Source organism: Streptomyces sp. TG1A-8, from assembly GCF_030499535.1.
In the GTDB taxonomy this organism is placed as follows: Bacteria; Actinomycetota; Actinomycetes; order Streptomycetales; family Streptomycetaceae; genus Streptomyces.
Genome location: NZ_JASTLB010000001.1, coordinates 2,117,085 through 2,139,206, shown reverse-complemented (window position 1 = coordinate 2,139,206; position 22,122 = coordinate 2,117,085). Strand labels below are relative to the sequence as shown.

Here is a 22,122-nt window from a genome sequence, read left to right as displayed (position 1 = left end):
GCGACCCCGATAGGGTCGACAGCAGTCGTCCGCGCACACCGCCGCACCCGGGCACGTGGCGGACGGCAGCAGATCTGACGAGGAGGCCATTGCCGCGCATGGGAGCGAAAAGCGACCCCACCGGCAATGGCCTTCTTCGTGTGTGCAACAGGTGAAAGAGGCGGGATCCCCATGACCACCAAGGCCCAGAAGAGCGACGACGGCAAAGTACGCGGCCGGTTTCTGCTGAAGCTGTCCGGAGAGGCCTTCTCCGGCGGTGGGGGCCTGGGCGTGGACCCGGACGTGGTGCACAAGATCGCCCGTGAGATCGCGGCCGTCGTCCGCGACGGCGCGCAGATCGCGGTCGTCATCGGCGGCGGCAACTTCTTCCGCGGCGCCGAACTCCAGCAGCGCGGCATGGACCGTGCCCGCTCCGACTACATGGGCATGCTCGGCACCGTGATGAACTGCCTGGCCCTCCAGGACTTCCTGGAGAAGGAGGGCATCGACAGCCGGGTGCAGACCGCCATCACCATGGGCCAGGTCGCCGAGCCGTACATCCCGCTGCGCGCCGTGCGCCACCTGGAGAAGGGCCGTGTGGTCATCTTCGGCGCCGGTATGGGCATGCCGTACTTCTCCACCGACACCACCGCCGCCCAGCGCGCCCTGGAGATCGACGCCGAGGCGCTGCTCATGGGCAAGAACGGCGTGGACGGGGTCTACGACTCCGACCCCAGGACCAACCCGGACGCCGTCAGGTTCGACGCCCTCGGCTACGGCGAGGTCATCACCCGCGACCTCAAGGTCGCCGACGCCACCGCCATTACGCTGTGCCGCGACAACAAGCTGCCGATCGTCGTGTTCGAGCTGCTCGCGGAGGGCAATATCGCGCGGGCCGTCAAGGGTGAGAAGATCGGCACGCTCGTGGGCGACCAGGGCAGCCGGGACTGACCGGCACACCCCGGCGCCCGGGGTGCGCCACCCGCCCGGGGACGGACGGGACGCGCCCCGGCCGGGGGATGGACAATGTCCTGCCGGTCGGGAACCGTGCAGGAAGAGGACGCGACGCAGCCGGCCGCCGCCCGACACAGGAACCGCAGCCGGGCCTTACTCAAGACACGCAGGAGCAAGTGGTGATCGAAGAGACCCTCCTCGAGGCCGAGGAGAAGATGGAGAAGGCCGTCGTGGTCGCCAAGGAGGACCTCGCCGCGATCCGCACCGGCCGTGCGCACCCGGCGATGTTCAACAAGATCGTGGCCGACTACTACGGCGCCCCGACGCCGATCAACCAGCTGGCCTCGTTCTCCGTGCCGGAGCCGCGCATGGCGGTCGTGACCCCGTTCGACAAGAGCGCGCTGCGCAACATCGAGCAGGCGATCCGCGATTCCGACCTGGGCGTCAACCCCAGCAACGACGGCAACATCATCCGGGTGGTGTTCCCCGAGCTGACCGAGGAGCGCCGCCGCGAGTACATCAAGGTCGCCAAGGGCAAGGGTGAGGACGCCAAGGTCTCCATCCGCTCGGTGCGCCGCAAGGCCAAGGACGCGATCGACAAGCTGATCAAGGACGGCGAGGTCGGCGAGGACGAGGGCCGCCGCGCGGAGAAGGAGCTGGACGACACCACGGCGAAGTACGTCGCCCAGGTGGACGAGCTCCTGAAGCACAAGGAAGCGGAGCTGCTCGAAGTCTGATGAGCGACTCTTCCTGGGGAGCGCCACCGCCCGCCGGGCAGGCCGGGTACTGGGGGCCCGCGCAACGCGGGCCCGTCCAGGGGGCCGCCCCGGCGGGTCCCGCGTACGATGCGCCTGAGGCGCCGCAGCAGACCCGCCCCATGCCCGTCGTGTCCGACGCGCCTCCGTACGGCGCGGACCGGGACGGCGGCCGGGGGGCGGCTCGCCCGGGTGGCCCCCCGTACCCGGACCAGGCGTTCCGCGACGGGACGTTCCGAGCCCAGACGTACCGAGCCCAGAGGCAGAATCCGGAGCCCATGTCCGACGCCCCGCAGCCGGCCCCCGCGCCGCAGAAGAAGAGCGCGGGCCGTGACCTGGGCGCGGCCATAGGTGTCGGCGCCGGGCTCGGTGTGGTGATCATCGCGTCCCTGTTCGTCGTCAAGGCCGTGTTCGTCGGCGTCATCGCGGTCGCCGTGGTCGTGGGCCTGTGGGAGCTGACCAGCAGGCTGCAGGAGCGCAAGGGCATCAAGGCGCCGCTGGTGCCGCTCGCCGTCGGCGGTGCGGCGATGGTGGTCGCCGGGTACGTCCGCGGTGCCGAGGGCGCCTGGGTCGCCATGGCGCTGACCGCGCTGGCCGTGCTGGTCTGGCGGATGACGGAACCGCCGGAGGGCTACCTCAAGGACGTCACCGCGGGCCTGTTCGCGGCCTTCTACGTGCCCTTCCTGGCCACGTTCGTCGCGCTGCTGCTCACCGCCGACGACGGTCCCCGGCGTGTCCTGACCTTCCTGGTCCTGACGGTCGTCAGTGACACCGGCGCCTACGCCGTCGGCTGGCGCTTCGGCCGGAACAAGCTGGCCCCGCGCATCAGTCCCGGCAAGACCCGCGAGGGCCTGCTCGGCGCGGTGCTGTTCGCCACGGTCGCGGGGGCGCTGTGCATGCAGTTCCTGATCGACGACGGCGCCTGGTGGCAGGGACTGCTGCTGGGCCTGGCGGTCGCGGCCAGTGCCACGCTGGGCGACCTGGGCGAGTCCATGATCAAGCGGGACCTGGGCATCAAGGACATGGGCGCCCTGCTCCCCGGTCACGGCGGCATCATGGACCGCCTGGACTCCCTGCTGCCGACGGCCCCGGTGGTGTGGCTGCTGATGGTCGTGTTCGTCGGCTCCGCCTGAGCCGCGCGCGCCACGGCTTGCGGGCCCCCTCCTGCTCGGCAGGGCGGGGCCCGCTGCCGTGGCCGGCCCGCACGGGCCCGCGATTCGATCTGCGACACTGGGAGCACCATGCCCAAGCCCGGAGAACTCACTTTCGTCGCCCCGCGCGGAGCCAAGAAGCCGCCGCGGCACCTCGCCGACCTCACGCCCGCCGAGCGCAAGGACGCCGTGGCCGGGATCGGTGAGAAGCCGTTCCGTGCCAAGCAGCTCTCGCAGCACTACTTCGCGCGGTACGCGCACGACCCCGAGCAGTGGACCGACATCCCCGCCGGGTCGCGCGGCAAGCTCCAGGAGGCGCTGTTCCCCGAGCTGATGACCGTCGTGCGGCACCTGTCGACCGACCAGGGCACCACGCGCAAGACGCTGTGGCGGCTGTTCGACGGCACGCTCGTGGAGTCGGTGCTGATGCGCTACCCGGACCGGGTGACCATGTGCATCAGCTCGCAGGCCGGGTGCGGGATGAACTGCCCCTTCTGCGCCACCGGACAGGCGGGCCTGGACCGGAACCTGTCCACCGCCGAGATCGTCCACCAGATCGTGGACGGGATGCGGGCGCTGCGCGACGGCGAGGTGCCCGGCGGCCCGGCGCGGCTGTCCAACATCGTCTTCATGGGGATGGGCGAGCCGCTCGCCAACTACAAGCGCGTCGTCGGTGCCGTCCGGGCGCTCACCGATCCCGCGCCGGACGGGCTCGGGCTGTCGCAGCGCGGGATCACGGTCTCCACCGTCGGACTGGTGCCGGCCATCCACCGCTTCGCCGACGAGGGCTTCAAGTGCCGGCTGGCGATCTCCCTGCACGCCCCCGACGACGAGCTGCGCGACACCCTCGTCCCCGTGAACACGCGGTGGAAGGTGCGCGAGGTGCTCGACGCCGGCTTCGAGTACGCGGAGAAGACGGGCCGCCGGCTGTCGATCGAGTACGCGCTCATTCGGGACATCAACGACCAGGCCTGGCGCGGCGACCGGCTCGGACGACTGCTCAGGGGCAGGCCCGTGCACGTCAACCTCATCCCGCTCAACCCGACGCCGGGCTCCCGGTGGACCGCCTCGCGGCCCGAGGACGAGAAGGCGTTCGTGGAGGCCGTCGCGGCCCACGGGGTGCCGGTGACCATCCGGGACACCCGGGGACAGGAGATCGACGGGGCCTGTGGTCAGCTGGCGGCCACCGAGCGGTAACCTGAGCCCGTCACCACAACTTCATACCAGCCGTACATCTGCATATTCCGACAGGGGAGCGCCACAGCGCTGAGAGTGCGGCAACCGGCCGCAGACCCTCTGAACCTCGCCCAGGTCATTCTGGGTAGGAAGTTCGGTCACCACTCAAGCTGTTGCGCCCCGTCCGGCCTCCGCCGAGGCCGGACGGGGCCGCGTCTCTTCCTGGCCAACCCCAGGAGGACATCCAGTGCACACCAAGACCTTCGTGGCCGTGGCCGCCGGGCTCGGGCTGATCGCGCTGCCGGCACTGGCCGGCTGCGGCAGCGCGGACGCCGGCGGAGCGGGCGGTTCCAAGACCGTCACCCTGGTCAGCCACGACTCGTGGGCCGTCTCCAAGAGCGTCCTCAAGGACTTCGAGAAGCGGTCCGGGTACACGGTCCGGGTCCTGAAGGACGGCGACGCCGGGCAGGCCGTCAACAAGGCGATCCTGACCAAGGACCACCCGCAGGGCGACGTCTTCTTCGGCGTCGACAACACACTGCTGTCCCGCGCCCTCGACAACGGCCTGTTCCAGCCGTACGAGGCGAAGGGCCTCGACCGGGTCGGCGCCGCCTACCAGCTCGACCGGGCCCGGCACCGCGTCACGCCCGTCGACTACGGCGACATCTGCGTCAACTACGACAAGGCGTACTTCAACGAGCACAAGCTGGCCCCGCCGCAGACCTTCGCCGACCTCGCGAAGCCCGCGTACAAGAACCTCCTCGTCACCGAGAACGCCGCCACCTCCTCGCCCGGCCTCGGCTTCCTGCTCGGCAGCGCCGCACGGTTCGGCGGGACCGGCTGGCCGGAGTACTGGCAGAAGCTCAAGGCCAACGGCGTCAAAGTGGTCGACGGCTGGGAACAGGCCTACGACCAGGAGTTCTCCGGCTCGGCCGGAGGCCGCAAGGCCGGCGGCGACCGGCCGCTGGTGGTGTCGTACGCCTCCTCCCCGCCCGCCGAGGTGATCTACGCCGCGAAGCGGCCCCGCACCGCCCCGACCGGCGTGGCGGCCGGCACCTGCTTCCGGCAGGTCGAGTTCGCCGGGCTGCTGAGCCACGCGGGGAACCCCAAGGGCGGCAAGGCGTTCCTCGACTTCCTGCTGTCCGGGGAGTTCCAGCGGGACATGCCGCTGAACATGTTCGTCTACCCGGTGGTGGAGGGCACCGCGGTGCCCGCCGACTTCACGCGGTACGGGCCCGCCGCCGAGGACCCCGAGACCATGTCCCCCGGCACCATCGCCGCCAACCGCGATCAGTGGGTCAAGTCGTGGACGTCGCTCGTACTGAAGTAGCCGGAGCGGCGCCCGGCGCGGCCCCCCGCAGGGGCGGCCGCACGGGGAGCGCGGCGCGGCTCGGCCTCATGGCCCCGCCCGTCGCGTTCTTCGCGGTGTTCTTCGCCTGGCCCGTGGCCGCGATCGTGGCACGCGGGCTGAGGGCCGACGGCGCCTGGCAGTTCGGGCGGATGGCGGACGTGGTCACCCGGCCGGACATCCGGCACGTGCTGTGGTTCACCGGCTGGCAGGCGCTCGCCTCCACCGCCCTCACCCTGCTGGCCGCCCTGCCCGCCGCCTACGTCTTCGCCCGCCTCGACTTCCCCGGCAGACAACTGCTGCGGGCCGTCGTCACGGTCCCGTTCGTGCTGCCGACCGTCGTCGTCGGCACCGCCTTCCTGGCCCTGGTCGGGCGCGGCGGGCTGCTGGACGAGCTGTGGGGGGTACGGCTGGACACCACGGTGTGGGCGATCCTGCTGGCCCACGTCTTCTTCAACTACGCGGTCGTCGTCCGCACCGTCGGCGGGCTGTGGGCCCAGCTCGACCCCCGGCAGGAGGAGGCCGCCCGGATGCTCGGCGCGTCCGCGGCCAAGGCCTGGCGGCAGGTGGTCCTGCCCGCCCTGGCGCCCGCCGTGGCCGCCGCCGCACTGATGGTCTTCCTGTTCACCTTCACCTCCTTCGGCGTGGTGCAGATCCTCGGCGGCCCCACCTTCGCCACGCTCGAAGTGGAGATCTACCGGCAGACCTCCGAGGTCTTCGACCTGACCACGGCCGCGGTGCTCACCGTCGTGCAGTTCGCCGCGGTGGGCGCCGTCCTGGTCGTGCACGCCCGGACCGTCCGCCGGCGCGAGAGCGCGCTGCACCTGGTCGACGCCTCGGTGACCGCGCGCCGGCCGCGCGGGGCCGGACAGTGGACGCTGCTCGTCTCGGTCCTCGCCACCGTCGCGCTGCTGCTGGTGCTGCCGCTGGCCGTGCTCGTCGGGCGCTCCCTCGACGCGTCCGGCTTCGGCTACTACCGGGCGCTGACGCGCACCGACGGCGGCACCTTCCTGGTGGCTCCGCTGCACGCCGTGTGGACCTCGCTCCAGTACGCCGCCGCCGCCACGGCCATCGCCGTGCTGATCGGCGGCCTCGCCGCCGCCGCACTGGCCCGCCGGGACGCCGGACGGCTGGTGCGCGGCTTCGACGCGCTGCTGATGCTGCCGCTCGGCGTCTCCGCCGTGACCGTCGGCTTCGGCTTCCTGATCGCGCTGGACAGGCCGCCGCTGGACCTGCGCCAGTCGTGGGTCCTCGTCCCGCTCGCCCAGGCGCTGGTCGGTGTCCCCTTCGTGGTGCGGACCATGCTGCCCGTGCTGCGGGCGGTGGACGGGCGGCTGCGGGAGGCGGCGGCCGTGCTCGGGGCGTCGCCCCGGCGGGTGTGGCGGGAGGTCGACCTGCCGCTGGTGCGCAGGGCGCTGCTGGTCGCGGCCGGGTTCGCGTTCGCCGTCTCCCTCGGCGAGTTCGGGGCGACGGTGTTCATCGCGCGCCCGGACGACCCGACGCTCCCGGTCGCCGTGGCCCGGCTGCTGAGCCGGCCCGGGGACCTCAACTACGGGCAGGCGATGGCCCTGTCCACGATCCTCATGGTGGTGTGCGCGCTCGCCCTGCTCGTCCTGGAGCGGCTGCGCACCGACCGGGCGGGGGAGTTCTGATGCTGCTGAGCCTGGAGGCGGCGACCGTGCGGTTCGGCGGACGGCCCGCGCTCGACGCGGTCGGCCTCGACGTGGCCGAGCACGAGGTGGTGTGCGTGCTCGGGCCCAGCGGCAGTGGCAAGTCGACCCTGCTCAGGGTGGTGGCCGGACTCCAGCCGCTGGAGCGCGGGCGGGTGCTGCTGGACGGCCGGGACCAGGCGGGCGTGCCCGCGCACCGGCGGGAGGTGGGGCTGATGTTCCAGGACCACCAGCTCTTCCCGCAGCGGGACGTGGGGGGCAACGTGGCGTTCGGGCTGCGGATGCGCGGGGTGCCGAGGGACGAACGGGACGCGGAGACCGGCCGGCTGCTGGAGCTGGTCGGGCTGCCCGGCGCCGCCCGGCGCGCCGTGGCCGCGCTGTCCGGCGGCGAGCAGCAGCGGGTGGCCCTCGCCCGGGCGCTCGCGCCCCGGCCGCGGCTGCTGATGCTGGACGAGCCGCTGGGCCAGCTCGACCGCTCGCTGCGGGAGCGGCTGGTGGTCGAACTCCGCGAGCTGTTCGGCCGGCTGGGCACCACCGTGCTCGCCGTCACGCACGACCAGGGCGAGGCGTTCGCCCTGGCCGACCGGGTGGTGGTGATGCGGGAGGGGCGGATCGCCCAGTCCGGCACGCCCCTGGAGGTGTGGCAGCGCCCGGCGGACGAGTTCGTGGCCCGTTTCCTCGGCTTCGACAACGTGGTCGCGGCGAACGTCGCCGGCACGGCCGCGGACACCCCGTGGGGCAAGCTGCCGGTGCCCGGCGGTTCCCCGCAGGGCAGCCGTCCGCTGCTGGTCCGGCCCGCCGGAGTACGGCTGGTGCCGGCCGGCCAGGGCCTGCCCTGCACGGTGACGGCCCGTACCTTCAGGGGCACCCACGTGGCCGTCCGCCTCCGGCCCCATGACGGCGGCCCGCACCTGGAGGCGGCCTGCACGCTCGGGGACGCGCCGGAGACCGGGGCCGGCGTGGACGTCGCGTTCGACGTGGGCGACGTCGTCGTGCTGGACTGACCGGCGCGGCCTCCCGGGCGGCCCCCGCCCCCGCCCGCGTACGGCACACCACCGCGGCCCGCCCCCGGGGGCACCGGGACGAGGGGCGGGCCGCGGCGGACGTCGGGCGGGGGGGCGCAGCGAGGCGTCAGCGACCGCTGCCGGTCCCGCGGCGGCGCATGCCGAGGAAGACCGCGCCGCCGCCGACGACGACCAGCACGCCGGCGATGCCGGCGATCAGGCCGATGTCGGAGTTCGCGCCGGTCTCGGCGAGGTTCGAGTCACCGGCCGCCGGGGAGGGCGCGTTGTCCGAGGTGCCCGCCGGGGCGGAGCTGCTCCCGGAGGCCGCCGGGGCCGGGGCCGAGGCCCCGGCGGACGGGGCGGACGGGGAGGGCGTCGGGGCCGGGGACTCCTCCTTCGCGCAGGCCGTGGCCGGGGTCACCAGGTCCTGCTCGATGTCCGCGTCGACGATGTCGCCGGCCTTGACGTGGATGCGGTAGGTGGCGTCGGGCTTCCAGTCCTCCGGGAAGGTCACCGTGGTGCCCTCCTCGGAACCCTTGATGCCCTGCGGCTCGCCCACCTGCTTCTCGACGCCACCGTCGTTCTTCCGGAACACGGTGATGGTGGCCGGGGTGCCGGAGGCGTCCTTGTCGGTGACGACGATGACGCCGTCGCCGCCGTGGCAAGCGGCTGCGGCGGAGAACTCGTCGATGTTGCACGCGAGCGCGGTCCCGGCGGCGCCGAGCGCCAGCGCGGCCGAAGCGGAGGCAACACCCAGAAGACGCACGGAACGACGTACGTCACGGCGATTCATGGACACGTTTGTCCTTTGCGGATGCATGACTGAGGGGGGTGGAACGGGGAGCCGGGACGGTGTCCGGAGCAGGGTCCGGGACGGGCCCCGGCGCCCCCGAGGACTCAAAGGTCTATAAGCGCCCCGGCGGAAGTGTCAACGCGTATGCCGTCAACGGTTGTTGGCTTTGCTTCCGCATGAACCGCCGAGACGTTTGATCGCGTCCGGGGCCTGCTCGATCCGGTCGACCAGGGCGATACGGGACTCCATCGACCGTTCCCGCGCCAGCGCCCCCAGCAGGGGCCAGGCGGGCAGCCGCCGCGTCCAGTGCTCCTCGTCCACGAGCACCATGGGCGTGGGCTCGCCCCGCGACTCGTAGTAGTTCGGCGTGGCGTTGTCGAAGATCTCCTGCACGGTGCCGGCGGCGCCCGGCAGGAATATCACCCCGGCGGTGGAGCGGGCCAGCAGGCCGTCCTCGCGGGTGGCGTTGGCGAAGTACTTGGCGAGGTGCGCGGCGAAGGCGTTCGGCGGTTCGTGGCCGTAGAACCAGGTGGGGATGCCCACCGACTCCCCGCCGCCGGGCCAGCGTTCGCGCACCTCGAAGGCGGCGCGCGCCCAGTCGGTGACGGAGGGCCGGAACGAGGGCGCCTTGGCGAGCAGCCGCAGCGCGTCGTCCAGCATGCCGTCCTCGAAGGGGGCGGCGTACGCGCCGAGGTTCGCCGCCTCCATCGCGCCCGGCCCGCCGCCGGTGGCGACCGTGAACCCGGCGCGCGTCAGGTCGCGGCCCAGCCGGGCGGCGCCGGCGTACTCGGCCGTGCCGCGGGCCATCGCGTGGCCGCCCATGACGCCCACCACCCGGGCGTTGGCGAGGAGTTCGTCCAGGGCGTCGGAGACGGCGTCGTCGTGGATCGCGCGCAGCATCGAGGCGAACACGTCGCCGTCGGCCCTGGTCCGCCGGAACCAGGCGTAGGCCCGCGCGTCCGGCGTCGCCCCGTAGTCCTCGTCGAGCGACTCGAACAGTTCGCCGGGCGTGTAGACGAAACCCCGGTACGGGTCGAAGGGCAGACCCGGGACCGGCGGGAACACCAGGGCCCCGGCCGACCGGACGTGCGCGGCGGCCTCGGGGTCCATCGGGCAGCCGAGGAACACGGCACCCGTCGTGTCGAGGGCGAGCAACTCCTGCGTACGGGCCGTCAGATCGACGGCCTGCACGCGGTACTGGGCCAGTGAGCCCTGCCGGGCGACCTCGTCGAACTCGGCGAGGGACTCGATCTCACGGTCGTGGGCGGCCCGGTGGGGCCGGGCGGGTGTCGGATGCACCCGCCCATGCTAGGCACGGACGTTCGGCCCGCGGGGGTCAGCCCCGGACCGCGGCCGGGTCCATCCACGCGATCTCCCAGGTGTGGCCGTCGAGGTCGTCGAAGGCGCGGCCGTACATGAACCCGTGGTCCTGGGGCTCGCCGTGGGCGCTGCCGCCGGCCGCGATCGCCTTCTCCACCAGTTCGTCCACCTTCTCGCGACTCTCGGCGCTCAGGCACAGCAGCACCTCGCTGGCCTCGGCGGAGTCGACGATCTCCTTGTGGGTGAACCGGGAGTAGTGCTGCCTCGTCATCAGCATCGCGATGATGGTGTCGCTGATCTCGACGCAGGCGCAGTCGTCGTTGCTGAACTGCGGGTTGATGCGGTAGCCCAGCTCCGTGAAGAACTTCTTCGTGGCCGGGACGTCCTGGGTGACCAGGTTCACGAAGATCATCTGCTGGTACATGGGGTCTCTCCCTCGGATCGGTGCGTGTGCCGCCTCAGGGGGATGGACGCCGGGCCGCCGTGAAAGTCATCGGTGGCCGGAAGGTTTTTCCGCCGTTCTCCGCCGGGCCTCCGGCACGCCCCTGCGCACGGCTGCGGGGACGGGGCCTCAGCGGTTCAGGAAAAGCGCCGCCAGGTGGGCGATCACCAGGATGAGCGGGCCGAAGACGGCCAGCAGGACCGCCGCGCGCAGGGCCGCGGCACCGCGCAGCGTCGTGGCGGGTGCGCCGAGACGGAGCAGGGCGGCGGTGGTGTCGGCGCGGCACTGGCGGGCCTCGACGGCCGTGGTGAGCAGCGCCGCCAGCGCGCAGCCGGCCACCACGAGCGCGCCCAGCGTGCTCAACGGGCCGAAGGAGGGCGCGGGGCGGTCGTACAGGGCGGTCATCGTGTACGCGGCCGACACCACCGCGCACACCACGCCGAGCGGACGGCCGATCCGGGTGGCCTCCGCCATGAGGCCCCGGCCGGCCAGCAGCCGGAGCGCACCGGGCCGCGCGGACTGCAGCAGCCGGCCGCACAGGTGGGTGAGGCCGGGGGAGGCCAGGACCAGCCCGAGGGCGGTGAGGATCCAGCCGGCCAGCACCGCGGAGTCCCCGCCGGGCAGTGAGGCGAGCGACGGGGCGGCGGAGGAGCGGCCCCCGTAGGCCTGCACGGCCAGGGCGGCGGCCAGGGTGGCGACGCCCCAGGGCAGACCGGCCGGGGCCTCGCGGGGCGCCGGGGTGCCGGCCGGGACGTCGCGGGTGTCACGCGTGCCGGAGGTGCCGGGGATATCGGGGATGTCGGGGGTGTCGGGGCGGGTGCCGGTTCCCCCGGTGTCCCGGGCGGCGGACCCGGGACCGCCGGACCGGGCCGCGAACCCCAGGCCGACGGACGGCGCGGCGGCACACCCCGAGCTGCGCCCGGCCCCGGACCCGCTCGCGGACCGCGCAGCGGCCCCCCTCCGCCGCGCCGGCGTGCCCGACCGCGTCCCGGACCCGCCGCGCACCCCGGACGCCTCGCGGGCCGCCGTGCGGCCGTACGCCCCGAACCGGCCGCGCCCGCCCGCCCGTTCGGTGAGCGGCCGGGGGTCCCCGGGGCGCAGGGCGGCCGCCACCACCGCCGAGGCGGTCGCCGGGACGACGGCCAGCAGGGTCAGGGTGGCCGGCACTGGCAGGGGCCGGCGCACCGCCAGGAACTGTGCCCCCGCGCCGTCGAGGGGCAGGCCCGTCAGGTCGCCGCGCAGGTGCAGGAAGGACAGCAGGGCCAGCAGTGAGCCGAGGGTGCACGACAGGGCCGTGGTCAGGGCGGAGACCGCCATGAGCCGGGCGGGGCCCAGACCCACGGCCGACAGGCCGGGACGGGGCCGGGTGCCGGGGTCCGTGCGGGCCACGGCGAGCGCGAGGTGCACCGTGGCGGTGAGCGGAACCGCGCACCAGGCCAGGCGGAGCACGGCCGCGCCCGGCGTCCCGGGGTGGCCCAGCGCGTAGCCGAGGGCGCCGAGCAGCAGGAAGCCGGTGCCCGCCGAGGCCGCGGCCACCAGCAGCCGGCGCAGTTGGACGGCGGGGCGGGCCGCACGGGTCAGACGGAGAGCGAGCACGCCGCCCGGCCTTCCGTCTCCGCGGTCTCCGGCAGGTGCACGGTCTTCACGCGCCGCCCGTCCAGCAGCGCGACCGTGCGGTCGGCGAGGGCGGCGGTCCCGGCGTCGTGGGTGGCGAGGACCACCGTGATGCCGTGCGAGCGGGCCGCCGTGGTGAGCGTGCGCAGGACGTGCGCGCGCTCGGCGCGGTGCAGCGGTGCCGTCGGTTCGTCCGCGAACAGGACCGTGGGCCCGGGGGCGAGCGCGCGGGCGATGCAGACGCGCTGGCGTTCGGCCTGCCGCAGCTCGTGCGGGCGCCGGCGGGCCCGGTCGCCGACGTCCAGCCGCTCCAGCCATTCCAGGGCGGTCGCCTTGGCCCGGCGGCGGCCGGTGCCGCGCAGCATCAGGGGCAGGGCGGCGTTCTCCCAGACGTTCAGCTCCGGCACCAGGGCGGGGGCGGGGTCGATCCAGCCGAACCGCTTGCGGCGCAGTCGCTCGCGGGCCACCGGCCCCAGGGTGTGCACGGGGGCGCTGTTGAACCAGATCTCGCCGCTCTCCGCCCTGACCAGCCCGGACAGGCACCGCAGCAGGGTGGTCTTGCCGCTGCCGCGCGGGCCGCCGACGGCGAGGATCTCGCCCTCCCGGACGGCGAGCGTGACTCCGGCCAGGCCCGGTGAGCCGTCGGGGTGTCTGAAATGCAGGGAGCGTGCCCAGAGCACGTCGTTGTCCGGCGGAGCCTCCATGGGCGTACACCTCGGTTCTGATCCGTCTTCCCGTGCCTGGTCCCCCGTCCGGGGGAACGAAGGCCGGGCCTATCGGTCACTGGAACGCTAGGCAGCCGCCGGGGGGAGGCCGGACAGCACACGGCCCCGGGCCGCCGTTCTCACTCGAACGGAGGGCGCCGGGGCCAGATCCGATCATCCAGTCGGATGATCGGGTCGCCCGTCGAGGGCTCAGAGCTTCGTCCACGCCTCCGTGAGGGTGGCGCGCAGGATCTGCTCGATCTCGTCGAAGGTCCCCTGGTGGGAGATCAGCGGCGGGGCGAGCTGGACGACCGGGTCGCCGCGGTCGTCGGCCCGGCAGTACAGGCCGTTGTCGAACAGCGCCTTGGAGAGGAAGCCGTACAGGACGCGCTCGGTCTCCTCCTCGTCGAAGGACTCCTTGGTGTTCTTGTCCTTCACCAGTTCGATGCCGTAGAAGAAGCCGTTGCCGCGGACGTCGCCGACGATCGGCAGGTCGTGCAGCTTCTGCAGGGTCGACAGGAAGGCGCCCTCGTTGTCCAGCACGTGCTGGTTGAGGTTCTCGCGCTCGAACAGGTCGAGGTTGGCCAGGCCCACCGCGGCCGACACCGGGTGGCCGCCGAAGGTGTAGCCGTGCAGGAAGGTGTTGTCGCCCCGGTAGAACGGCTCGGCCAGCCGGTCGGAGATGATGCAGGCGCCTATCGGGGAGTAGCCCGAGGTCATCCCCTTGGCGCAGGTGATCATGTCCGGGACGTAGTCGAACTTGTCGCACGCGAACATCGTGCCGAGGCGGCCGAAGGCGCAGATGACCTCGTCGGAGACGAGCAGCACGTCGTACTGGTCGCAGATCTCGCGCACCCGCCGGAAGTAGCCGGGGGGCGGCGGGAAGCAGCCGCCGGCGTTCTGCACCGGCTCCAGGAAGACCGCGGCGACGGTGTCCGGGCCCTCGAAGAGGATCTGCTGCTCGATCTGGTCGGCGGCCCAGCGGCCGAAGGCCTCCGGGTCGTCGCCGTGGATCGGGGCGCGGTAGATGTTGGTGTTCGGCACCTTGTGCGCGCCCGGCACCAGCGGCTCGAAGGGGGCCTTGAGGGCCGGCAGGCCGGTGATGGACAGGGCGCCCTGCGGGGTGCCGTGATAGGCGACCGCGCGGGAGATGACCTTGTACTTGGTGGGCTTGCCGGTCAGCTTGAAGTACTGCTTGGCGAGCTTCCAGGCGGTCTCGACGGCCTCGCCGCCGCCGGTGGTGAAGAAGACCTTGTTCAGGTCGCCCGGCGCGTGGCCGGCCAGGCGCTCGGCCAGCTCCACGGCCGTGGGGTGGGCGTAGGACCACACCGGGAAGAAGGCCAGTTCCCGGGCCTGCTTGAACGCGGTCTCGGCGAGTTCCGTGCGGCCGTGACCGGCCTGGACCACGAACAGACCCGCGAGACCGTCCAGGTAGCGCTTGCCCTTGTCGTCGTAGATGTAGGTGCCCTCACCCCGGACGATGGTCGGGACGGGGGAGTTCTCGTACGAGGACATGCGGGTGAAGTGCATCCACAGGTGGTCGTACGCGGTGCGGCTGAGGTCCTTCTGGGTCACGGTTATCGGGTTCCCCACATGTAGGTCTGCTTCTTGAGCCTGAGGTAGACGAAGCTCTCGGTGGAGCGCACGCCGGGCAGGGCCCGGATGCGTCGGTTGATGACGTCCAGCAGGTGGTCGTCGTCCTCGCAGACGATCTCGGCGAGGATGTCGAACGAGCCCGCGGTCATCACCACGTACTCGACTTCCGACATGCCGGTCAGCGCGTCCGCGATCGACTCGACGTCGCCCTCGACGTGGATCCCGACCATCGCCTGCCGGCGGAAGCCCACGGTGAGCGGGTCCGTGACGGCGACGATCTGCATCACGCCCTGGTCCAGCAGCTTCTGCACACGCTGGCGCACGGCCGCCTCGGACAGGCCGACGGCCTTGCCGATCGCCGCGTACGGCCTGCGGCCGTCCTCCTGCAGCTGCTGGATGATGGCGAGTGAGACGGCATCCAGCTGGGGGGTGCCGTTCCTGGACTCGCGGGAGGAGTCCCTCTGGTCTGCGCTTCGACTGGCCACGAACTCACTGTGCACGACGTATCGACAGTTTCGCAAGCTTCCAGCGATGAAATTCGTTGTTTACGAGTCCGGGACGTGCGGATTTCGCAGAACCGATGGCGGTAGGGGTGTTGAAAACGTGGGCGTGCCGATTAGGGTGGGGTGTCTCAGCCACCGGACACCCCAGCGGGGCCGGGCGGGCTGGACGGCTTGAACCCTCGAACCAGATCAGGAGGCCGGCAGTGAGCACCGAGCTGCGTCGTCTGCGCAACTACATCGACGGTGAGTTCCGGGACGCCGCCGACGGACGGACCACCGAGGTGGTCAACCCCGCGACCGGTGAGGCGTACGCGACCGCGCCGCTGTCCGGGCAGGCGGACGTGGACGCCGCCATGGCCGCCGCCGCCGCGGCCTTCCCGGTGTGGCGCGACACCACGCCCGCCGAGCGGCAGAAGGCGCTCCTGAAGATCGCCGACGCCTTCGAGGAGCGTGCCGAGGAACTGATCGCGGCCGAGGTGGAGAACACGGGCAAGCCGGTCGGGCTGACCCGCTCCGAGGAGATCCCGCCCATGGTCGACCAGATCCGCTTCTTCGCGGGCGCGGCGCGGATGCTGGAGGGCCGCTCGGCCGGCGAGTACATGGAGGGCCTGACGTCGATCGTCCGCCGTGAGCCGGTGGGCGTCTGCGCGCAGGTCGCCCCCTGGAACTACCCGATGATGATGGCGGTGTGGAAGTTCGCCCCGGCCATCGCCGCGGGCAACACGGTCGTCCTGAAGCCCTCGGACACCACCCCGGCCTCCACCGTCCTGATCGCGGACATCCTCGGCTCGATCCTGCCCAAGGGCGTCTTCAACGTCATCTGCGGCGACCGCGACACCGGCCGGCTGATGGTCGAGCACCCGGTCCCGGCGATGGCCTCCATCACCGGTTCCGTCCGCGCGGGCGTCTCGGTCGCCGGATCGGCCGCCAAGGACGTCAAGCGGGTCCACCTGGAGCTGGGGGGCAAGGCGCCGGTCGTCGTCTTCGAGGACACCGACATCGCCAAGGCCGTCGAGGACATCTCGGTCGCGGGCTTCTTCAACGCCGGCCAGGACTGCACCGCCGCCACCCGCGTCCTGGTCCACGAGTCCATCCACGACGAGTTCGTCTCGGCGCTCGCCAAGGCCGCGTCGGAGACGAAGACCGGCCTGCCGGACGACGAGGACGTGCTGTACGGCCCCCTGAACAACCCCCACCAGCTCAAGCAGGTCGCCGGCTTCATCGAGCGGCTGCCCGCCCACGCCAAGGTCGAGGCGGGCGGCCAGCAGGTCGGCGACCGGGGCTACTTCTACGCGCCGACCGTGGTGTCGGGGCTGAAGCAGGACGACGAGATCGTCCAGAACGAGGTCTTCGGCCCCGTCATCACCGTCCAGTCCTTCGCGGACGAGGAGCAGGCCGTCGAGTGGGCCAACGGCGTCGAGTACGCCCTCGCCTCCTCGGTGTGGACCAGGGACCACGGCCGCGCGATGCGCATGTCCAAGAAGCTCGACTTCGGCTGCGTGTGGATCAACACCCACATCCCGCTGGTCGCGGAGATGCCGCACGGCGGCTTCAAGAAGTCCGGTTACGGCAAGGACCTGTCGGCGTACGGCTTCGAGGACTACACCCGCATCAAGCACGTGATGACGTCCCTGGACGCGTAGGCGCTCCGCCGGCGTGACGGAAGCGGCCCCTGGCCGGGACGGTGTCCCGGCCAGGGGCCGCTTCCGTCCGTCCGGCCGCTTCCGTCCGTCCGGCCGCTTCCGTCCGTCCGGCCGCTTCCGTCCGTCCGGCCGCTTCCGTCCGTCCCGCGCCCGGGTCCCGGCGCTCTGATACCGCCGGGGCCCGGGCAGGAGGACACTGGACCCGAGGGCACTCTGTGCGTCAGCAGTGTGCTGGCTCGGCGACGACGGGACGCTGCCAGTGAACGATCAGCACCGGGACGCGAACGGCCGGCGGATGCTGGCGGGTCTGCTGACCGCCAGTCACCTGATGCCGCTGGAACTCCTGCCGGCCAGGACGGCCGAGCACGCGGCGGCGGTGGGTTTCTCCCACGTGCTCATCTACCTGGGGGACCTCCGGCGGGAGGTGCTGCGGCTGCTGACCGGCGAGGGCCTGGACGCCGGCCGGGGAGCCGTCGGCGAGGAGAGCGAGCTGAAGATCGAGGGCACCGTGGCGGGGCGCGCCTACCAGCACGGGGAGATCCTCCTCGGCGGATCGGCGGGCCCGCAGGGAAACCACTGGTGGGTTCCGCTGCTGGACGGCACCGAACGCCTCGGGATGCTGCGGATCACCACCGCCGACGACGACGCGCGGGCACGGGAGGACATGATCCTGCTGGCCTCCGTGCTCGCCCTGATCATCGACAGCAGACGGCGCAGCAGCGACTCCCACGCCCGGCTGACCCGGACCCAGCCGCTGAACATCGCGGCCGAGATGCAGTGGCACCTGATGCCGCCGCGCACCTACGCCGACGGCCGGGTGGTGATCTCCGCCGCGATGGAGCCCGCCTACGCCATCAGCGGCGACGCCTACGACTACGCCACCGCCGATCACGTGGTGCACCTGTCGCTGTTCGACGCGATGGGCCACGACACCGCCGCCGGCCTGACCGCCCACCTGGCCCTGGGGACCTGCCGCAATTCCCGCCGCCGGGGCGCCGGCCTCGTCGAGATCACCGAACGGATCGAGGGGGCGCTGATCGAGCAGTTCGGCCAGCAGCGCTACGCCACCGGCATCCTCGCCGACCTGGACACCCGCACCGGGGCGCTGACCTGGGTCAACCGGGGCCAGCAGCCGCCGGTGGTCATCCGCGGCGGCCGGTGGAGCACCCACCTGAGCTGCCGTCCCGCCCACCCCATGGGCACCGGCCTGGACCTGCCCGTCGCGCTGTGCCACGACCAACTGGAGCCCGGGGACCGGCTCGTGCTGTACACCGACGGCATCACCGAAGCCCGCGGCGCCGGCGACGAGGAGTTCGGCCTCGACCGCTTCACCGACTTCCTCATCCGCCACCACGCGGACGGCCTGCCCGTGCCCGAGACCCTGCGCCGCCTCGTGCACGCGGTACTCGAGTACCACGACGGCCGGCTGCAGGACGACGCCACCGTGCTGTTCTGCGAATGGCTCGGACCCGTCGCGACCCGCACGGACCGGGCGGCCGCGCTGGCCGGTCTGCCGTCCCCCGCCCCCACCGGACCGCGTCGTGAACGCAGGAGGATTTCCCCGTGAGCACCGACCTGCAGGTCACCGTTCGTGAAACCCGCGTCCACCAGGTCGTGGTCGCGGTGACCGGTTCCCTGGACCACCGCACGACCGCCGGCTTCCACCAGCAGACGGCCGCCCTGATGACCGCCCGCCGTCACATGGTGCTGGACATGTCCCAGGTCACCTTCTGCGACTCCTCCGGCCTCAACACCCTGCTGCTCCTGCTCCGGCAGGCGCAGATCAACGACACCACCCTGACGCTGACCGCCGTCCCCGCCCAGATGCGGCGGCTGCTGGCGACCACCGGCGCGGACACCGTCCTCGGCGTCCGCGGCGGCGACACGGGCGGCGGCTGAGGTTCCGCAGCGGTGCCCGGGGGAGGCGCTACCGGGCGCCGCTGCGCAGCGCGTGGAGGAGGTCGACGCGGTTGGTGGTGATCGAGTCGACGCCCAGGTCCAGGAGGCGGCGCTGGGACCGGCGGGTGTCGGGGGTCCACACGGAGAGCAGGTGGCCGGCGCGGTGGACGCGGGCCGCGAGGTCGCGGTCGACCAGGGAGAAGCGGTAGTTGAGCCAGCGGGGGCGGATCGCCGCCAGCAGCACCGGCCGGGGCGGGGCGAGGGACGTCCAGGTCAGGGCGATCTCGGCGGACGTGTCGGCGGCGCGGACCGCCAGCATCGACTCGGCGCCCGCGCAGTAGTGGACGCGGTCCCGGGCCCCCGCCCGGCGGACGGCGTCCATCACCCGCTGGACGGTCCGGCGGTCGACCCGTCCGCAGAGGTCCAGCATGACCCGGCTGCCCTCCGTCGCCGCCAGCGCCTGCTCCAGCGTGGGCACGCCCCCCGCCGTGAGCCCGCGCACCTCCTGCGCCGACAGTGCCCGCAGCGGACGGTCGATCCCCCACAGCCGCTTCAGCGTCTCGTCGTGCAGCAGCACGGGGACACCGTCGCGGGTGAGCCGTACGTCGATCTCGACCGCGTCCGCGCCCCGGTCGAGCGCGGAGCGCAGGGAGTCGACGGTGTTCTCGCGGAAACGGTAGGGGTCGCCGCGGTGGGCCACGGCGGTCACGGTCTGCATGGCTCCCATTGTGACCGCCGTGGCGCAGGTCAGCGGCTGAGCCAGGCGTCGGTGTAGGAATCGATCTCCGCCGCGATCCGCGCCTTGCCCGCCGCGTCCAGGAACGACGCCTCGACGGCGTTCCTGGCGAGGTCGGCCAGGCCGCGCTCGTCCAGGCCGAGGAGGCGGGCGGCGACCGCGTACTCGTTGTTGAGGTCGGTGCCGAACATCGGCGGGTCGTCGGAGTTGATCGTGACCAGCACGCCGGCCCGGACGAACTCCCCGACCGGGTGCTCGTCCAGGGTGCGGACCGCGCGGGTGGCGGTGTTGGAGGTCGGGCACACCTCCAGCGGGATGCGGTGCTCGGCGAGGTGGGCCAGCAGCTTGGGGTCCTGCGCGGAACTGGTGCCGTGCCCGATGCGCTCGGCGCGCAGCTCGGTCAGCGCGTCCCACACCGTCTGCGGGCCGGTGGTCTCGCCGGCGTGCGGCACCGAGTGCAGTCCGGCAGCGATCGCCCGGTCGAAGTACGGCTTGAACTGCGGCCGGGGGACGCCTATTTCGGGTCCTCCGAGCCCGAAGGACACCAGTCCCTCCGGGCGGATCCGGTCCTCGGTGGCCAGCCGCAGCGTCTCCTCGGCGGCCTCCGGCCCGGCCTCGCCCGGGATGTCGAAGCACCAGCGCAGGACGGTGCCCAACTCGGACTCGGCCGCCTTGCGGGCGTCCTCGATCGCGTCCATGAAGGCCCTCTCCTCGATGCCGCGCCGGGTCGAGGAGAACGGGGTGATGGTCAGCTCGGCGTAGCGCACCTGCTGCCTGGCCAGTTCGCGGGCCACCTCGAAGGTCAGCAGCCGCACGTCCTCCGGCGTGCGGATCAGCTCGACCACCGACAGGTACACCTCGATGAAGTGCGCGAAGTCCGTGAACGTGAAGTAGTCGGCCAGGGCCTCGGGGTCCGTGGGGACCTTGGAGTCGGGGTGGCGGGCGGCCAGTTCCGCGACGATGCGGGGGGAGGCGGAGCCGACGTGGTGGACGTGCAGTTCGGCCTTGGGCAGGCCGGCGATGAAGCCGCGCAGATCGCGGTCGGCGGCTTCGGCGCCGGCTTCGGCGCCGGCTTCGGCACTGGACGCGGTGCTGCGGTCGGTCAAGGTTCCTCCCCGGGAACGGCGCCCGCGGGACAGGGTCCGTGCCCGGGCGCGGTGATCGGCTGATCGGTGACTGGGGAGCATCGTAGGCCGGACCCGGCGCCGCGCGTGGCGCCGGTGCGGCCCCGGCGGCGGCACCCGGGCCGCGGAGCGGCGCGAACGAGGCTTTACGATGACATGACGATCAAGCGAGGGGGGCGGGGACGTGACGGACCAGACGCAGCCCGGCGGGGGCGGGGGAGCGGGCTTCGACCCCTGGGCACCGCCCGGAAGCGGACCGTCCCTGGAGAAGGGGCCGCGCCCGCCCGCACCCGGACACCCGCTTCCGCCGCAGTACCGGCCGCCGGCGCCCGAGCAGCAGCCCCCCGCGTACGGGCCGCAGGACCCGCCCCCCGTCCCCCGGCAGCCTCCGGTGCCGCCCCCGGGCGTGCACGACCAGGCCACCGTGACCTCCCTGCCGGCCGGTGCCGCCGGCGCGCCCGGTCACGGCCCGGCCGGTGTGCCCCCGGCCCAGTCCTGGAGCGGATCCACCCTCCCGCCCCCGCCGGTCGCGCCCTACGGTCCCGGCGCGCAGGGCCCGGCGGTGCCCGGCGGCTACGGGTACCCCGCCCACCCCGCCCACCCCCAGGGCTACGGCTGGCCCGGTGTGCCGGCGGTCCCGCAGAACGGCATGGGCACCGCGGCGATGGTGCTGGGCATCCTGTCCTGCTGCCTGTTCTGCCTCTACGGCGTGGTCTCCATCGTGCTCGGCGTCGTCGCCGTGGTCCTCGGGGTCAAGGGGAAGAAGCGGGCCGACCGGGGCGAGGCCACCAACCGGGGGCAGGCCCAGGCCGGTTTCGTCACGGGCATCGTCGGGACGGTCATCGGCGTCGCCACGCTGGTCCTGATGATCGTCCTCATCGTCGCCGCCGTCCACGACCAGGAGGACGACTCGGGCTACGAGCCCTCCTACGACTCCGCCCCCGGCGTCTCCGCGCCCTTCCCGGCCGGGGGCTGAGCCGGGGCCCGGTACGGGCGGACACGCCCCGGACCGCCCCTGGGTCCCGGGATCAGGCTCCGGTCCCCGCCAGTGCCTCCCGCGCCTCCATCAGCGCGAAGCCCAGCAGGTTGAGTCCCCGCCAGCGCCCGGGATCCGACGCGGCCCCGTCGCCCGCGGCGAGACCGATGCCCCACACGCGGTCCAGGGGACTCGCCTCCACCAGCACCCGGTCGCCCGTGCCGAGCAGGTACCGCCGCAGGGCGTCGTCCGCCGCGAACTTGTGCACGCTGCCCTCGACGACGATCCGGAACCGCTCCCGCTCCCACGTCGCCTCGTCGAAGCCCCGGACCAGCCGTCCGGCCCTCTTGGCCAGTGCCGGGCCGGGCGCCCGCAGCGCCTCCTGTTCGGCCTCCGCGTCGCCGAAGAGCCGTGCCTTCGACGCCATCATCCAGTGCTCGGCCGTCCGGTACCCCACCCCGTCCACCACGAACGGCGACGGCCACCACTGGCTCAGACAGCTCGCGCCGATCCCGCCGTCGGGCCGCGCCCGGTGCCCCCAGAAGTACAGGTACCTGATCCGGGTTCCGGCCCGGACCTCCCTGATCAGGGCTTCCACCCCGTCGATCCTCCCCATGCACGCGAGTGTGGCACGCACCACGGACACTCCGTCCGTCCTTTTCCCCGCCGACTCGACATCTGGTCGACAGATTCCGTCGCTTAACCAAAAGGCAACAACGGAATCACTTGTTGGAG

Annotated in this window: 21 protein-coding genes and 1 riboswitch; of the genes, 11 read left to right on the top strand and 10 right to left on the bottom strand. The window is 72.9% G+C overall.

Annotation, left to right across the window (positions count from 1 at the left end; all coding sequences use genetic code 11):
- Positions 1–171 precede the first annotated feature (171 nt).
- From pyrH to QQY24_RS08775, 7 genes are all read left to right on the top strand, one after another.
- The gene (gene pyrH, locus QQY24_RS08805; RefSeq protein WP_301972117.1) at positions 172–930 is read left to right on the top strand and encodes a UMP kinase; all 759 of its coding nucleotides are present in this window, start codon (positions 172–174) and stop codon (positions 928–930) included.
- Between the two features lie 182 nt (positions 931–1,112).
- Positions 1,113–1,670: a ribosome recycling factor gene (gene frr, locus QQY24_RS08800; protein ID WP_301972116.1), complete on the top strand. Its 558-nt coding sequence runs from the start codon at positions 1,113–1,115 to the stop codon at positions 1,668–1,670.
- Positions 1,670–2,821: a phosphatidate cytidylyltransferase gene (locus tag QQY24_RS08795; RefSeq protein ID WP_301972115.1), complete on the top strand. Its 1,152-nt coding sequence runs from the start codon at positions 1,670–1,672 to the stop codon at positions 2,819–2,821. Before frr ends, QQY24_RS08795 begins: the two co-directional genes overlap by 1 nt.
- A 108-nt stretch (positions 2,822–2,929) precedes the next feature.
- Positions 2,930–4,036: a 23S rRNA (adenine(2503)-C(2))-methyltransferase RlmN gene (gene rlmN, locus QQY24_RS08790; protein ID WP_301972114.1), complete on the top strand. Its 1,107-nt coding sequence runs from the start codon at positions 2,930–2,932 to the stop codon at positions 4,034–4,036.
- A gap of 42 nt (positions 4,037–4,078) precedes the next feature.
- Positions 4,079–4,185: riboswitch (TPP riboswitch) on the top strand.
- A 77-nt stretch (positions 4,186–4,262) separates the two neighbouring features.
- Positions 4,263–5,345 (top strand): thiamine ABC transporter substrate binding subunit, encoded by a 1,083-nt coding sequence (locus QQY24_RS08785; RefSeq protein ID WP_301972113.1) that lies wholly within the window; start codon positions 4,263–4,265, stop codon positions 5,343–5,345.
- A gap of 68 nt (positions 5,346–5,413) precedes the next feature.
- A complete protein-coding gene (locus QQY24_RS08780) occupies positions 5,414–7,015 on the top strand; it encodes an iron ABC transporter permease (RefSeq protein WP_301972112.1) in 1,602 nt (533 codons plus the stop codon).
- Positions 7,015–8,037: an ABC transporter ATP-binding protein gene (locus QQY24_RS08775; RefSeq protein ID WP_301972111.1), complete on the top strand. Its 1,023-nt coding sequence runs from the start codon at positions 7,015–7,017 to the stop codon at positions 8,035–8,037. The genes QQY24_RS08780 and QQY24_RS08775 overlap by 1 nt, the downstream gene beginning before the upstream one ends.
- Before the next feature lie 127 nt (positions 8,038–8,164).
- On the opposite strand, the gene QQY24_RS08770 is transcribed toward QQY24_RS08775, so the two are convergent.
- The 7 genes from QQY24_RS08770 to QQY24_RS08740 all read right to left on the bottom strand — a co-directional run bounded on the left by QQY24_RS08770 (position 8,165) and on the right by QQY24_RS08740 (position 15,006).
- Entirely contained in the window at positions 8,165–8,830 is a 666-nt protein-coding gene (locus QQY24_RS08770) for an LAETG motif-containing sortase-dependent surface protein (protein ID WP_301972110.1), read from the bottom strand.
- A gap of 150 nt (positions 8,831–8,980) precedes the next feature.
- Positions 8,981–10,129 (bottom strand): LOG family protein, encoded by a 1,149-nt coding sequence (locus tag QQY24_RS08765; RefSeq protein ID WP_301972109.1) that lies wholly within the window; start codon positions 10,127–10,129, stop codon positions 8,981–8,983.
- A 37-nt stretch (positions 10,130–10,166) separates the two neighbouring features.
- A complete protein-coding gene (locus QQY24_RS08760; RefSeq protein ID WP_301972108.1) occupies positions 10,167–10,574 on the bottom strand; it encodes a VOC family protein in 408 nt (135 codons plus the stop codon).
- A gap of 147 nt (positions 10,575–10,721) precedes the next feature.
- Entirely contained in the window at positions 10,722–12,188 is a 1,467-nt protein-coding gene (locus QQY24_RS08755) for a hypothetical protein (protein ID WP_301972107.1), read from the bottom strand.
- Entirely contained in the window at positions 12,170–12,910 is a 741-nt protein-coding gene (locus QQY24_RS08750; protein ID WP_301972106.1) for an ABC transporter ATP-binding protein, read from the bottom strand. Before QQY24_RS08750 ends, QQY24_RS08755 begins: the two co-directional genes overlap by 19 nt.
- Before the next feature lie 210 nt (positions 12,911–13,120).
- Entirely contained in the window at positions 13,121–14,485 is a 1,365-nt protein-coding gene (locus tag QQY24_RS08745) for an aspartate aminotransferase family protein (protein WP_301972105.1), read from the bottom strand.
- A gap of 2 nt (positions 14,486–14,487) precedes the next feature.
- Positions 14,488–15,006, bottom strand: coding sequence for an Lrp/AsnC family transcriptional regulator (locus QQY24_RS08740; RefSeq protein ID WP_301976182.1), 519 nt, complete (start codon positions 15,004–15,006; stop codon positions 14,488–14,490).
- Positions 15,007–15,212: 206 nt separating this feature from the next.
- On the opposite strand from QQY24_RS08740, the gene QQY24_RS08735 reads away from it, so the two are divergent.
- The 3 genes from QQY24_RS08735 to QQY24_RS08725 all read left to right on the top strand — a co-directional run bounded on the left by QQY24_RS08735 (position 15,213) and on the right by QQY24_RS08725 (position 18,551).
- Complete coding sequence (locus QQY24_RS08735) at positions 15,213–16,652, top strand: gamma-aminobutyraldehyde dehydrogenase (protein ID WP_301972104.1); 1,440 nt, start codon at positions 15,213–15,215, stop codon at positions 16,650–16,652.
- A gap of 295 nt (positions 16,653–16,947) precedes the next feature.
- Positions 16,948–18,219 carry a PP2C family protein-serine/threonine phosphatase gene (locus tag QQY24_RS08730; protein WP_301976181.1) on the top strand — a complete coding sequence of 424 codons (1,272 nt, stop codon included), beginning with the start codon at positions 16,948–16,950 and terminating at the stop codon, positions 18,217–18,219.
- The gene (locus QQY24_RS08725; protein WP_301972102.1) at positions 18,216–18,551 is read left to right on the top strand and encodes an STAS domain-containing protein; all 336 of its coding nucleotides are present in this window, start codon (positions 18,216–18,218) and stop codon (positions 18,549–18,551) included. Before QQY24_RS08730 ends, QQY24_RS08725 begins: the two co-directional genes overlap by 4 nt.
- Positions 18,552–18,579: 28 nt before the next feature.
- Here the strand turns inward: QQY24_RS08725 and QQY24_RS08720 are convergent, their stop codons facing one another.
- Together QQY24_RS08720 and QQY24_RS08715 are read right to left on the bottom strand one after the other, a co-directional pair.
- The gene (locus tag QQY24_RS08720) at positions 18,580–19,269 is read right to left on the bottom strand and encodes a glycerophosphodiester phosphodiesterase (protein WP_301972101.1); all 690 of its coding nucleotides are present in this window, start codon (positions 19,267–19,269) and stop codon (positions 18,580–18,582) included.
- A 29-nt stretch (positions 19,270–19,298) separates the two neighbouring features.
- Complete coding sequence (locus tag QQY24_RS08715; protein ID WP_301976180.1) at positions 19,299–20,321, bottom strand: adenosine deaminase; 1,023 nt, start codon at positions 20,319–20,321, stop codon at positions 19,299–19,301.
- Positions 20,322–20,595: 274 nt separating this feature from the next.
- Between QQY24_RS08715 and QQY24_RS08710 the strand changes: the two genes are divergently transcribed.
- A complete protein-coding gene (locus tag QQY24_RS08710; RefSeq protein WP_301972100.1) occupies positions 20,596–21,387 on the top strand; it encodes a DUF4190 domain-containing protein in 792 nt (263 codons plus the stop codon).
- A gap of 52 nt (positions 21,388–21,439) precedes the next feature.
- Here QQY24_RS08710 and QQY24_RS08705 read toward each other — a convergent pair whose 3' ends face one another.
- On the bottom strand, positions 21,440–22,003 hold the full coding sequence (locus QQY24_RS08705; RefSeq protein ID WP_301972099.1) for an NADAR family protein: 564 nt from the start codon (positions 22,001–22,003) through the stop codon (positions 21,440–21,442).
- Positions 22,004–22,122 lie beyond the last annotated feature (119 nt).